Raw genomic sequence first — 13,022 nt, 5'->3', positions numbered from 1 at the left:
CCTCTCACAATGGCCACGCCCGCTCAGCGTGAGGGGCCTGGGCGCAGCCGCCGCGGAAATCCCGCCTTTGCGAATCCCGAATCCCGAATCCCCATTCCCGGCTTCACCGCGATTCCCCAATCCCGAATCCCCACTCCCGGCCTCACCATCACTCCTTCAACACCATATCGATGCACAGCACCGCCGCCATGATCAGGATCCGCCGCGGATCCTCGGCCGGTACGCTGTCGGCGATCGACAGCATGTAGTTGTCGGCGCTGGTGAACAGTTCCTTGCCCAGCCCGGCCCACTTCTTGGACACCTGCGCCAGTTCGTGCTCGCCCTGCACGAAGCGGAAATCCCAGCTGGTCCACTTGCCGCGCAGCGTGCACACCGGCGCGCCCTGGGCATCGAGCACATCGAACTTGCCGCCGATGGAAAAGAATTTCTGGCTGAAGGAACCGACCAGCCGGTCGTGCTCGTCCAGTACCTCGACCTTGGACAGGAACAGCGAGAACCCGCGCTTGACCGTCAGCACCTTCTGCCCGTCCGGGCTGCGCACTTCCACCTGGAACGGGGTCATGCGCTTGTAGTCGCTGAAACGAAAGATCTTGGTGAACACGCCCAGGTTCGGCTCGCGGCATTCCAGCAGCTTGCGGTTGCTGTGCGGGTCGAACACGTCGTAGTTGTTGGCGGCCTTGAACATGCCGACCTGTTCCTTGACGAAGAACAGGTTGTGCTGAAGAACAGGATGCATCGGGCGTCCTTGCGTTGGGGAAATCGACGCGCCCTGGGCGGCGGCCGCACGGCGGCGGCGCAGTGCCGGCCGCCGCCGGCACGTCCAGGGTCGCGGTCTGCCGGGTGGCAGAGCGGGCCGCATGATAGGCGGCGGCTCCGGCAGCGGCAACGCGCGCGGCGGGCAGCCGCGCCAGTGCGTGGTCTGCATTCCAGCATTCCAGTGCAGGCCGCGATGCCGTTGCCCTTGCTTCTTTTGCTCGGAAGCCTGTCCGAAGCCGTCGACGCATCGAGCACGGGGCGCCGCTGTTGCCATTCCCCATTCCCGATTCCCGACTTCATCGCGCCTTGGCTGGCGATGGCCTAATCAGCCGCACCAAGCGGCCATGTCGATGCATCGATGCGGGTCTTCGTTCCAGCATCCCGCACAGGCCGCGGTGTCGTTGCCCGCATGTCTTTTGCCCGGACGTCTGCCCGAAGCCAATCGACGCATCGCGAACGCGGCGCCGCTGTTGCCATTCCCCAATCCCGATTCCCCATTCCCGGCTTCAACTGGTGATGGTCTGGGTCAGCGCTTCCCAGCTCGGCGGCGCCGGCCAGTCCGGCTGCTGGTTGCCCTCCATCACCCGGCGCAGGTCGCGGGTGTCGATCTGCGGCGCCAGCACGTGCACCAGTTCCAGCGCGTAGTCGCGCAATACGCGGTCGCGCGGCAGCACCGCCCAGGCGATGCACTCGGGAATCTCCGGCGGTGCCGGCCACGCGCGCAGGTCGGTGTCGTTGGCGCTCACCGCCATCTCCGCCAGCAGGCCCACGCCGAGCCCGGTGCGCACATAGGTCTTGATCAGGTCGGCATCGAGCGCGGTCAACGCGATCCGCGGCTCCAGCCCAAGCCGGCCGAAGGCGCGCTGCAGCGAGGAGCCGGCGCGGGTCGAGGATTCGTAGCTGATCAGCGGCTGCGCCGCCAGCGCGGCCATGTCCGGCACCCGCTTCGGTACGTCCAGCGCATGCCCGCGCGGCACCAGCACCAGCCGCCGCCAGCGGTACAGCGGCACCGCGATGCCGGCCGCCGGCGCGGTGCCGGCGGTGCTGACGATGGCGATATCGGCATCGCCCTGGCTGAGCAGGTCCAGCGCCGCGCTCTCGGCGGCCTGCTGCAGGTGCACGCTGACCTGCGGATAGGCCTGCTTGATCTGCGCCACCGCCGGCGGCAGCACGAAGCGTGCCTGGGTGTGGGTGGTGGTGAGGGTCAGTTGACCCTGGCTCTCGCGGCGCTGGTTGGCCGCATAGGTGCGGATGTTGTTGGCCTCGGCCAGCACCGCACGGGCGCGCTCGATCACCTCGCGCCCGGCCGGCGTCACCGTCTCCAGGCTGCGGCCCTTGCGCACGAACAGCAGGAAGCCCAGTTCGTCCTCCAGTTGTTTGAGCTGCTTGGACAGCCCCGGCTGGGTGGCATGCACGCGCGCCGCCGCCAGGGTGATGTTCAGATCGGCATCGGCAATGGCGACGAGATAGCGGAGTTGGGTCAGCGTCATCGGGACGAGGGCGAGGCGCCGCCTGGCGGAGACGCTCGACTGTAGTGGAATTCGGCCTTTCACCTTATAACCGAAAGCTATCTGCGGTGGGCATGAAGTCATTTCCTGGGGCTATGAGCCGGCGCTACGGTCGTCGCTCCCGTCTGCCCCGCGTTGCGAGCCGTCCCTGTGAGCCCAGCCCCGATTGCCCTGTATCCGGACCTGCGCGACCGGGCCGTGCTGGTGATCGGCGGCGGCGCGGCCGCCGAGCGCCAGGTGCAGGCGCTGCTCGCCGCCGGCGCCGCGCCGCAGGTGGCGGCACCGGCCCTGACCCCGACGCTGCACGCGCTGGCCGCGCAGGGGCGGCTGGCGTGGCGGCGCGGCGCCTTCGACAGCGCCTGGCTGGACAGCGTCTGGTACCTGATCGCCGCCAGCGAGGACGCCGCGGCCAACCGCCAGGCGCTGCAGGCCGCTACCGCCAAGCGGGTGCTGGCGCAGGCGTTGCCGGCCGAGGCGCTGGCGACGCCGGCGGATGCCGCCGCCAAGTCGACGCTGCCGCCGCTGCGCCCAGGCAGCGTGACCCTGGTCGGCGCCGGCCCTGGCGATCCCGGCCTGCTCACCGGTCACGCGCTGCACGCCTTGCGCCAGGCCGACGTGGTCCTGCACGACCGCCTGGTCAGCGCCGCGATCCTGCAGCTTGTGCCGGCGGGCACCGAACGCATCGCCGTCGGCAAGTCGGCCGACGGCCACAGCGTCGCCCAGGAGCAGATCCACGCGCTGCTGCTGGAACACGCGCGGCGCGGGCGCCGAGTGGTGCGGCTGAAGGGCGGCGATCCGTTCGTGTTCGGCCGCGGCGGCGAGGAACTGGAGTACCTGCGCGCCCACGGCGTGGACTACGCCGTGGTGCCCGGCATCACCGCCGCACTGGCCTGCGCCGCCTACGCCGGCATCCCGCTGACCCATCGCGACCACGCGCAATCGCTGCGCCTGGTCACCGCGCACTGCAAGGCCTCGCTGGACACCCTGGACTGGGCCGCGCTGGCGCAGGAGCGACAGACCCTGGCGGTGTACATGGGCGTGGCCGGCCTGGACACGGTGCGCACGCGCCTGCTCGCCGCCGGCCGCGCCGCCAGCACGCCGTTCGCGCTGGTGGAGAACGGCTCGCGCACCGAGCAGCGGGTGGTGCTCGGGACCCTCGCCGACCTGCCCGACACCGCCCGTGCGCATGCGGTGCGCGCGCCGGCGCTGCTGATCCTCGGCGAGGTCGCCGCGCTGGCCGACACCCTGCACTGGTTCGGCGCCGCGCCGTTGCGCGCGCCCTCACCTTCCCCGAAGCCGGCCGTGCCTACCCTGGCCCACGCCGCCTGACCCGCACTTTCCGGAGACCCCACGCATGGCCATCTACGACAACATCCTCGACACCATCGGCCACACCCCGATCGTCAAGCTGCAACGCCTGGCGCCGGCGCACGTGGACCTCTACGTCAAGGTCGAAGCCTTCAATCCCGGCGGTTCGGTCAAGGACCGCCTGGCCCTGGCGATCGTGCTCGACGCCGAGGCGCGCGGCCTGCTCAAGCCCGGCGACACCATCGTCGAAGCGACCTCCGGCAACACCGGCGTGGCCCTGGCGATGGTCGCCGCCGCGCGCGGCTACAAGTTCGTGGCGACGATGGTGGAGACCTTCTCGATCGAGCGCCGCAAGCTGATGCGCGCCTACGGCGCCAAGGTCATCCTGACCCCGGCCGCCGAGCGCGGCAGCGGCATGGTGCGCAAGGCCGAGGAACTGGCCAAGCAGCACGGCTGGTTCCTGGCCCGGCAGTTCGCCAACCCGGCCAATCCGGCCTACCACCGCAGCACCACCGCCGCGGAGATCCTGCGCGACTTCGCCGGCCGCCGGCTCGACCATTTCGTCAGCGGCTGGGGCACCGGCGGCACGCTCACCGGCGTCGGCGAAGTGCTGCGCCTGGCCCGCCCGGAAGTACGCATCACCGCCACCGAGCCGGCCGGTGCGGCCCTGCTGCAGGGCCAGGAGTGGAAGCCGCACAAGATCCAGGGCTGGACCCCGGACTTCGTGCCCGAGGTACTCAACCGCGAGGTCTACGACGACGTGCTGAGCGTGGACGACGCCGACGCCATCACGGTGTCGCGCCGCCTCGCCGCCGAGGAAGGCATCTTCACCGGCATCTCGGGCGGCGGCACCGTCGCCACCGCACTGCGGGTGGCCGAGACCGCCACGCCCGGCGCGGTGATCCTGGCGATGCTGCCGGATACCGGCGAGCGCTATTTCTCCACGCCGCTGTTCGCCGACATCAACGAAGGCAGCGACGACGACTGGCTGGCCGGCCTGCCGTAAGCGCACCGTGGCGCCTGCGCGCTCGCCGCGCCACATCGGCGCGGCATCGCTAGTGCGCGTGCGGATCGAAGTACGCCGTCCATGACCCCGCGGCGGCGCGCAAGCTCGCCGCCTGCCGGAACGCGGCCCTGGCCTCGGCCTCCTGGCCCACGTTGAGCAAGGCCACGCCGAGGTTGAAGTAGGTATTGCGATCGTCGGACTGCAGGCGCTCGGCGCGGCGCAATGCCGTCAGCGCCCGCCGGTAGTGCCCGCGATCGCACAGCACCGCGCCCAGGCAGGTGAGTGCGCCGGGATCGGCCGGCGCCGCCCTGGCCGCGGCGCGCAACAACGCTTCGGCCTCGGCCAGCCGCGCATCGGCACGCTGCGGATCCTGGAACGCCGCCATCGCCAAGGCCTTCGCTTGGGCGAGGCGATCATCGGGCGAGGACGCGCTCATGCCGGAAGGGCCCAGACCGGCGCCCCGCCTGTGCCGCATGCGAGCGGCATGGACACAGGTCCGCTGCGCACCACGACGCCGCGCCTTGCACCGGACTGCACATCCGCGTGCGCCATGCCTCAGCCCGGCAGCGGCGCGCCCAGCGCCGGCGGCTGCGGCGCGGTCAGGCGCTCTACCAACAACTCTTCGATGGCCGCCACGTCGACCTCGCGCACCACCTGCTGCGCCTGCTCGCCCAGGCCCGGCTGGTAGCCCGGCGCCCACGACAGGATGTCGCCGTAGCCGGCGCCGAACTCGGTGTTGGTGTCCACGTACAGGGTCTCGCTGACGGTGGCCAGTTCCGGGCGCAGCCACAGCGCGGTGGCCAGTTCGTCCCACATCGGGAAGCCGGGTTCGCGCCGGCGCAGCGCATGGCCGATCGGCGTGTCGGCGGCGCTCATCCGCGCCAGCAACTGCGGGGTCAGTTCGGTGGCGGTGGACGGATCCACCGGCACCATCACCATGCGCCGCCACGGCGAGCGCATCACGATGCTGGCCGCCTCCGGATCCCAGCGGATGTTGAACTCGCGCCGCGGCGAATTGACGAACTCGCGCGCGAATTGCGCTGCCGACACGCTGTCGCGGCGCTGCCGCGGGTTGAGGCTGCCGCCCATGTAGACCAGTTCCTTGGCCAGCGAGGCGAACTCCGGGTCCAGCCGCTGCGCCAACGCCAGGTTGGTCAACGGCCCGGTGGCGACGATGCTGACCTCGCCGGGGAACTCGCGCACCTTGCGGATCATGAACAAGGCGGCCGGCTCGCTGGCCGCCTGCACCACGGTGGGATTGCCCAGCGGCAGGTCCGGGACCACGTCGTGGGCGTGGTAGCGCGGCGCGCTCTGCACCGTGTCGTGCTCGACCCATTGCTTGGTCCAGGCGCCCTTCCACAGCAGCTTGCCGTACAGCGCTTCCCAGCGCTCGGTGGCCAATTCGCTGTTGAGCAGCGGGAACACCGGGCCGGGCAACACCGGCACCTCGCCGCGCCCGGCGATTTCCAGCAGCCGGCGCGTATGCGCCAGCGCCTCGTCGCGCCAGATGTTGCCGCTGACCACCGAGATGCCGAGCACCTCGACCTCGGGCGATTGCAGCAACAGCAGCTGCGCCGGGGTGAAGCCGTCGATGTCGTCCTCGAGGATGACCCGGCGGCGTGGGGCGATGGCGGATGAGGACGCGAGAGTGTTGGCGGTGCTGGTGGAGGCGATCGGCATGAGGCGTGAAAGCGGATGGCGGAACGGAAACGGGACACGATCGGCGCGCAAGGACAGCGGTCGAGGTGGACGGATCCGGCACGTCGAAACGCAAGCGCGTGCGACGTGCCGCGTGGGCGCTAGGGTAATCGGTTTACGTGCATTGCCACGCGCGCGATACGCCGCCGGGCGCTGTCGGGCCGCGCTCGCGGCATCCGTGACGCGCTCGCGCGCGAACGCCGTGGGCAGCCGCGTAAACTTGCGCGGCCGCAACCAGACCAGGGAAGGACTTCATGCACGAACGAACCGACCGCACCGATCCACCGCCCGTACGCGCGCAGGCGCGCGTGCCGCTGCTGGTGCGCACGACCTCGCCGGCGCATTTCCTGCTGGCGCTGCTGCTCGGCGCCAGCCTGCAGCACGCGCTGCCCTTGCCGCTGCCGCAGGGCGCCGCCCTGGCCTGGCTGCAGTTGGGCGGCGGCGTGGTCGCGCTCGCCGGCCTGCTGCTGGCGTGCTGGTGCTTCGTGCTGTTCGCGCGCGGCCGCACCACCCTGCTGCCCAAGCGCGCACCTTCGCAGTTGGTCTGCCACGGGCCGTATCGGCATACCCGCAATCCGATGTACGTCAGCCTGACCCTGAGCTACCTCGGCCTGAGCGTGCAGATCGGCTGGCCGTGGTCGGCGCTGCTGCTGCCGTTGCCGCTGCTGGCCTTGCAGTGGGTGGTGATCCCCTACGAGGAGGCCCGCCTGCGCGAGCGCTTCGGCAGCGCCTACGACCGCTACTGCGCGCAGGTGGCGCGCTGGCTGTAGCCGTCGCCACGGGGGTTCGCCTCAACGCAGCAGCCACCAGGCCGCTGCCGCGACCAGCAGCAGCGCCAGCAGCACCCAACGCCAGGCCCCGCCGCGGTCGCCGGCCACCACGGTCGAAGCAGCGCCCAGCGTCGGCGCCGACCGCAGATGCCGCTGCACCATCTCCAGGGCCTCGCGCAGCGACATGTCCGGGTAGTGCTCGAACACCAGCTTGGCGGCCTTGCGCCGCTCGCCGCGGCGCAGCGCCAGTTCCGCCGCCGGCGGCAGCCGCCGTTCCTCGGCCACGGCCGGCGCGTGCGCCTCGGCCGTGGTATCCGGCCTTGCCGCCGCGCCGGAGGCATGGCGGTCGAGCAGGTCCGTCACCGAGCGCGCCGCGCCGTCCAGCAGCCACGCGTCGACCTGCTCCTTGGCGCTGCGCAGATCCATGCCGCTGTGCGTCCGCAGCAGCTTGATCGCCTTGATGATCTGGCCCTGCGCGATGGCCTCGGCGACCTGCGGTGGCGGCGGATTCGGGTTCATGTCGCAGGTGCTGAGATAGGGGCGCGCCAGTCTTGCCGCTAGCCGGTTAAGCGGCTGTGGCAATGCGCGACGGCAGTGGCGACACCCTCACGTGTCCATCATTCGGCTCCCCTAAAGATCGGCGTATGAACATCGAAATCTGGCAAGGCGACATCACCCAACTCGACGTGGACGCGATCGTCAACGCCGCCAACGAGTCCCTGCTCGGCGGCGGCGGCGTGGACGGCGCCATCCACCGTGCCGCCGGCCCGGACCTGCTGGAAGAATGCCGGCGCCTGCCGGAACTCAAGCCGGGCGTGCGTTGCCCGGTGGGCGAGGTTCGCGCCACTGCGGGCCACCGGCTCAAGGCGCGGCACGTGCTGCACACGGTGGGCCCGGTGTGGCGCGACGGCGCCCACAACGAACCGGCCCTGCTCGCCAACTGCTACTGGCGCGCCCTGCGCCTGGCCGAACAGATGGGTCTGCACTCGGTCGCCTTCCCGGCGATCAGCTGTGGCGTCTACGGCTACCCGCTGCACCAGGCCACACGCATCGCGGTCGCCGAGACCGACGCCTGGCAGCGCGCGCATGCGGTGCCGAAGCGGATCATCCTGGTGGCCTACAACGACGCCACCACCAAGGCATACCGACAGGCGCTGCGCGACATGCAGTGCGCCACCGCGGCCTGAGCGGCCGATTGCTGGCGGGGCCCAGCCGAGCATCTTCATCCCAAGCGCCCGCATCAAGCGCCTGACCATGCGATGCCTGCGCTCCACCCGATCGCAGGCATCGTCGATCGTCTGCAATGGCGGCGGCACCGCGCACTGCGGCATTCCCCCGATACCGTGTCGTGGGACGCCGTAAAGAGTGACTGCGCGCCAAAGCGCTGGGCGTGAACTTCCTCGAGTACGACCGGCGCCGACTCGACACGCAGATGTACCGCTTGCGGCGCCGCGTGGAAGAGATCAGCGGACGCCCGTTGCCGGTGAAGACCCTGCGCAACAGCGGCTACCGCTTCCACGCGCCGGCCGCGTTGGCGCCCTGAGCGCAGTGCGGCGTTTTTTCTACGCACGCCCTATCGCTGGCGTCAGCGCTGCGAAAGCACCTCTGCGCGCATCATCCGCACGACACTGGGCCTCAAAACGAAAAACGCCGGCGATGCCGGCGTTCTTCGTAGGCGGTGTCAGGAGGACTCAGCCCTGCCACTTGCCCAGCGCGGCCAGGCCGTTTTCCTTGGCGCGCTCGTACACCACCTGCTGCGCCTTGGCGAAATTGCCCTTCATGTCCTGCGCCCACAGCTTCAGCGCGGCCTGCTGCATGGCGCGGCCATAGGAGAAGCTCAGCGGCCACGGCAGGTTGCCGAGCTGGTTCATCGCGTTGAGGTGCGCGGTGGACTGCTCGTCGGTCTGGCCGCCGGACAGGAACACGATGCCCGGCAGGATCGCCGGCACGGTGCTCTTGAGGCACATCACGGTGGACTCGGCCACTTCCTCGACGCTGGCCTGCTCGTCGCAGTCCTTGCCGGCGATGACCATCGATGCCTTGAGGATGGTGCCTTCCAGGACCACGTTCTGCTCGTACAGCGCGCCGAACAGCGAACGCAGCGTGGCTTCGGTGACTTCGTAGCAGGTCTCGATGTCGTGGTCGCCGTCCATCAGCACTTCCGGCTCCACCATCGGCACCAGGCCCTGCTCCTGGCACAGCGCGGCGTAGCGGGCCAGCGCATGCGCGTTGGTCTCGATGCACACGCCGGACGGGATGTCCTCGCCGATGGTGATGACCGCGCGCCACTTGGCGAAGCGCGCGCCGAGCTTGTAGTACTCCTCCAGGCGTGCGCGCAGGCCGTCCAGGCCTTCGGTGATCAGCTCACCCGGCATGCCGGCCAGCGGATGCGTGCCCTTGTCGACCTTGATGCCGGGGATGATGCCGTGCTCGGCCATGTACTTGGCGAACGGCACGCCGTCCTTGGTCTTCTGGCGGATGGTCTCGTCGTACAGGATCGCGCCGGAGATGTGGTCGCCCAGCTTCGGCGTGGTCAGCAGCAGCTCGCGGTAGGCACGGCGGTTCTCTTCGACATTCTCGATGCCCACGCCGGCGAAGCGCTTGGCGATCGTGCTGGTGGATTCGTCGATCGCGATGATGCCCTTGCCCGGGGCGACCATTGCCTGTGCGGTTTCGGCAAGCTGTTCGATGCTCATACGGTTCCTGATGGCTGCAACGGGGGAACCCCCAGTATACCGGGCCGGCCTGCATGCATTCCGTTACCGCCAGCGCTGCAAGCGGTTACAGGCGTAGACCGCACTCGGTCGGCTTCAGCCGAGCGCGTCCGTCATCGCCTCGGACTGCGCCTCTTCGTCGACCTGCGCCGTCTGCAGCGGCGCAGCGCCCGCGGCTGGTGCCGGTGCCGGCGGATGCGCGGCCTGCGCCGCCGGCAGTGCGATGTCCAGCGCATCGAGCACGGGCCGCCAGTCGTCGGCGCTGCGCGCGCGGCGGTGCGCCAGCAACGCGGCATGGCGGCGCAGCCCGGGCAGTTGCCAGCGCAACTCGCAGCAGATGCGATCGACCTCCTCGGCCGCCTCCGGCGCGGCGATCAGCCACGGCAACTGCTCGACCATCTTGCCGGCACCGGAATCGTGGATGGCCATGATGTAGCCGACGATCAGCAGCAGCAGGTGTTGCAGGGCCGCGCGCTCGTCTTCGCGCAGGTCGCCGCCGCGCTGCAGCCGCAATACCTCGTCGCGAGCCTGTTCCAGGCCGTCGAGCGAGGCCGCCACCACCTCCCGAAGGCCCTGCGGGTCGTGCGTCGGCGCCGGCTCCAGCGCGCAATCGCGCAACCGCTCGGTCAACAGATCGACCACGTCGCGCGGGAACTGCCCGGGCACCATGCGCAGCGCGATGCGCATCCGCGCCAGCGCGTGCGCATGGCCGTGCTCGCGTTCGAGCAAGGCATCCAGCGCTTCGGCGCAGGAGATCAACCGGCCCAGCGGCGACAGCACTGGCGCGCCGACCGGATAGCCGGAGCCGTCGATGCGTTCGTGATGCTCGCGCGCGGCAGCGGCCTGCTGCGCCGAGTACACGCCGGATTCGCCCAGCAACGCGGCGCTGATCACCGGATGCACGCAATGCATGCGCCACTGCGCGAAATCCTGCTGCGCTTCCGGCAGCTCCAGCACCGCCGGATCCACGTACATCTCGCCGAGATCGTGCAGCAGACCGACCTCCGCGGCCTCGCGCATCGCCGCGTCCGAGCGCGACAGCAGCGCCGCCAGCCAGGCCACCAGCATCGCCGCCCGCACCGCGTGCGAGAACGCGGCCGGTCGGGTCTGGCCGAGCGTGGTCAGCAAGGTGCCGGGCGCGCCCAGCGTGCGGGCACGGGCCAGCGCGGTCATGACCGATTGCACGTCGTCGCCCAGCAGCACGCGCAGGTGCGGGTGTTCGTCCAGCTCGCGCTGCGCGGCCAGTTGCACTTCGCTCGGGCGCAGCTCCTCGCAGAACGCCAGCGAGGATTCGAGCGGGCGCAGCAGGCGCCGCGCGATCAGGCGTTCGCGAAGGCCGGCATTGATGCGCTGGCCCTTGGCGACCAGCAGGATGCCGCGGCGGTCGCGGATGTCCTCGGTGACCACAAGCTCGCGCGTGGCCGAGGCCTGGATCAGGTGTTCAAGACAATGCGTGCCGGGGCGCTCGGGCAGTTCCAGCCCGAGTTCGGCGTGCGCGCTCGTGGACGTCATAGGGAATCGCGATCAGGGAACGATGGATGCCGCGCCGTTCCATGCGCGATCGAGCAGGTGGTGCCGACGGTGCGGCGGCCTTGGCCGCCGCACCGCGCGTCCTTCAGAGTTCGCCGAGGCCGCTGGCGCGGCCGTCCGGGCCGACTTCGAGCAGGCGCAGGGTGTTGGTGGCACCGTGGGTTTCCATGTGCTCGCCGCTGGTGAACACCACACGGTCGCCCGGCGCCAGCAGGCCGGCCTCGACCAGCACGCGGATCGCGCCGCGCGCGGCCTCGCGCGGGGTCAGGCCGCGGCTGTCGAAGTTGATCGGGAACACGTCGCGCATCATCGCCATGTGCCGACGCGCGCCGTCGTGGCGGGTCACCGCGAAGATCGGCGCCTTGGCGCGGAAGCGCGACAGGTAGCGCGGGGTGCCACCGGATTCGGTCATCGCCACGATCGCGCGCACGCCCACGTGCTGGGACAGGAACATCGTGGCCATGGCGATGGCCTGGTCGGCACGCTCGAGGTTGCGCGGGGCCATGCCGAAGTCGGTTTCGGTTTCGAACTGGCGCTCGGCGCCCAGGCAGATGCGCGCCATCGCCTCGACCGCACGGATCGGATAGGCGCCGGCGGCGCTCTCGGCCGACAGCATCACCGCGTCGGTGCCGTCGATCACCGAGTTGGCCACGTCCAGCACTTCGGCGCGGGTCGGGATCGGGCTCTCCACCATCGACTGCAGCATCTGCGTGGCGGTGATCACCACTTTGTTCTGCGCCAGCGATTCCTTGATGATCTTCTTCTGCAGGCCCGGCAGTTCGGCGTCGCCGATCTCCACGCCCAGGTCGCCACGCGCGACCATCACCACGTCCGAGGCCTCGACGATCTCGCTGAGGTTCTCGATCGCCTCGGTGCGCTCGATCTTGGACACCAGCGCCGCGTCGCAGCCGTGCGCGCGGGCGATGCGGCGCGCCTCGTTCATGTCCTCGGCGTTGCGGCAGAACGACACGGCGATGAAGTCCACGCCGATCTTGGCGACGATGCCGATCAGTTCCTTGTCGCGCTCGGTCAGCGCGCCCAGCGACAGGCCGCCGCCCTGCTTGTTCAAGCCCTTGCGATCGGACAGCACGCCGTCGTTGAGCACGCTGGTGACGATGCGCTCGCCATTGACCTCGACCACCTGCAACTGCACCAGGCCGTCGTCCAGCAGCAGCACGTCGCCGGCGGCCACGTCCTGCGGCAGGCCCAGGTAGCTGACCCCGACCTGGGTCGCATCGCCGGGCGCGGCGTTGGGGTCGGCGATCAGGTCGAAGCGGTCGCCGAGCTTGAGCGAGACCTTGCCCTGGGCGAAGCGCTCGATGCGGATCTTCGGACCCGGCAGGTCGGCGAGGATGCCGATCTCGGCGCCGACGCGAGCCGCGGCGGCACGCACTTCGGCGGCGCGCTTGGCCTGGCCGGACGGATCGCCGTGGCTGAAGTTCAGCCGCACCACGTTGACGCCGGCGCGGAACAGATCCTCGAGCACGCCGGGCGGGTCGGTGGCCGGACCGAGGGTGGCGAGAATCTTGGTGCGGCGCTGGCGTTCGATCATGACGGCATCCTTGGAAAAGCGCTCAAAGCTAGCACACGCGCCCATCACACGGCATGGCATTTCGGCATAGACGCCCGCGCGGCCCGGCATAGCGACCGGACAATGCGGGACAGTATGTGGTCACGCCACGCCCGCAGACGCCGGCCTGCGGACGTTGCAGTGGCGATCGCAGCGTGCGCC

General features: G+C 70.3%; 13 protein-coding genes. 5 read left to right on the top strand and 8 right to left on the bottom strand.

All coding sequences use genetic code 11. The features are described 5' to 3' along the window. Positions 1-148: 148 nt before the first annotated feature. Both GGR64_RS09365 and GGR64_RS09360 read right to left on the bottom strand, forming a co-directional pair. Positions 149-736, bottom strand: a complete 588-nt coding sequence (locus GGR64_RS09365) for a phospholipid scramblase-related protein (RefSeq protein WP_184645415.1) — start codon at positions 734-736, stop codon at positions 149-151. A gap of 526 nt (positions 737-1,262) precedes the next feature. Further along, positions 1,263-2,246: a LysR family transcriptional regulator gene (locus GGR64_RS09360; RefSeq protein ID WP_048490360.1), complete on the bottom strand. Its 984-nt coding sequence runs from the start codon at positions 2,244-2,246 to the stop codon at positions 1,263-1,265. Between the two features lie 168 nt (positions 2,247-2,414). Here GGR64_RS09360 and cobA point away from each other — a divergent pair, with 168 nt between their 5' ends. Then, positions 2,415-3,593 (top strand): uroporphyrinogen-III C-methyltransferase, encoded by a 1,179-nt coding sequence (cobA, locus tag GGR64_RS09355; RefSeq protein ID WP_184645413.1) that lies wholly within the window; start codon positions 2,415-2,417, stop codon positions 3,591-3,593. A 25-nt stretch (positions 3,594-3,618) separates the two neighbouring features. After that, the gene (gene cysK / locus GGR64_RS09350; protein WP_184645412.1) at positions 3,619-4,578 is read left to right on the top strand and encodes a cysteine synthase A; all 960 of its coding nucleotides are present in this window, start codon (positions 3,619-3,621) and stop codon (positions 4,576-4,578) included. Positions 4,579-4,627: 49 nt separating this feature from the next. Here the strand turns inward: cysK and GGR64_RS09345 are convergent, their stop codons facing one another. Together GGR64_RS09345 and GGR64_RS09340 are read right to left on the bottom strand one after the other, a co-directional pair. Then, the gene (locus GGR64_RS09345; protein WP_184645410.1) at positions 4,628-5,014 is read right to left on the bottom strand and encodes a tetratricopeptide repeat protein; all 387 of its coding nucleotides are present in this window, start codon (positions 5,012-5,014) and stop codon (positions 4,628-4,630) included. A gap of 119 nt (positions 5,015-5,133) precedes the next feature. Then, positions 5,134-6,258, bottom strand: coding sequence for a nucleoside hydrolase (locus GGR64_RS09340; RefSeq protein WP_184645408.1), 1,125 nt, complete (start codon positions 6,256-6,258; stop codon positions 5,134-5,136). Positions 6,259-6,530: 272 nt separating this feature from the next. Here GGR64_RS09340 and GGR64_RS09335 point away from each other — a divergent pair, with 272 nt between their 5' ends. Beyond that, positions 6,531-7,046, top strand: coding sequence for an isoprenylcysteine carboxylmethyltransferase family protein (locus GGR64_RS09335; RefSeq protein ID WP_184645406.1), 516 nt, complete (start codon positions 6,531-6,533; stop codon positions 7,044-7,046). Positions 7,047-7,067: 21 nt separating this feature from the next. On the opposite strand, the gene GGR64_RS09330 is transcribed toward GGR64_RS09335, so the two are convergent. Further along, positions 7,068-7,565, bottom strand: coding sequence for a hypothetical protein (locus tag GGR64_RS09330; protein WP_184645403.1), 498 nt, complete (start codon positions 7,563-7,565; stop codon positions 7,068-7,070). A 125-nt stretch (positions 7,566-7,690) separates the two neighbouring features. Here GGR64_RS09330 and GGR64_RS09325 point away from each other — a divergent pair, with 125 nt between their 5' ends. After that, complete coding sequence (locus tag GGR64_RS09325; RefSeq protein ID WP_184645401.1) at positions 7,691-8,233, top strand: O-acetyl-ADP-ribose deacetylase; 543 nt, start codon at positions 7,691-7,693, stop codon at positions 8,231-8,233. Positions 8,234-8,436: 203 nt separating this feature from the next. After that, positions 8,437-8,589 (top strand): winged helix-turn-helix domain-containing protein, encoded by a 153-nt coding sequence (locus GGR64_RS09320; protein WP_326520324.1) that lies wholly within the window; start codon positions 8,437-8,439, stop codon positions 8,587-8,589. Between the two features lie 148 nt (positions 8,590-8,737). On the opposite strand, the gene GGR64_RS09315 is transcribed toward GGR64_RS09320, so the two are convergent. From GGR64_RS09315 to pyk, 3 genes are all read right to left on the bottom strand, one after another. Next, a complete protein-coding gene (locus GGR64_RS09315; protein ID WP_160967600.1) occupies positions 8,738-9,742 on the bottom strand; it encodes a class I fructose-bisphosphate aldolase in 1,005 nt (334 codons plus the stop codon). A gap of 114 nt (positions 9,743-9,856) precedes the next feature. Beyond that, entirely contained in the window at positions 9,857-11,272 is a 1,416-nt protein-coding gene (locus tag GGR64_RS09310; protein WP_184645399.1) for an HD domain-containing phosphohydrolase, read from the bottom strand. A gap of 103 nt (positions 11,273-11,375) precedes the next feature. Next, on the bottom strand, positions 11,376-12,842 hold the full coding sequence (pyk, locus tag GGR64_RS09305) for a pyruvate kinase (protein WP_160967596.1): 1,467 nt from the start codon (positions 12,840-12,842) through the stop codon (positions 11,376-11,378). Between the last annotated feature and the right edge of the window lie 180 nt (positions 12,843-13,022).

This window comes from Xanthomonas sp. 3307, assembly GCF_014199735.1.
Taxonomy (GTDB): domain Bacteria; phylum Pseudomonadota; class Gammaproteobacteria; order Xanthomonadales; family Xanthomonadaceae; genus Xanthomonas_A; species Xanthomonas_A rydalmerensis.
The sequence above is the reverse complement of the archived record's forward strand: the minus strand, read 5'-3'. Positions and strand labels throughout refer to the sequence as shown.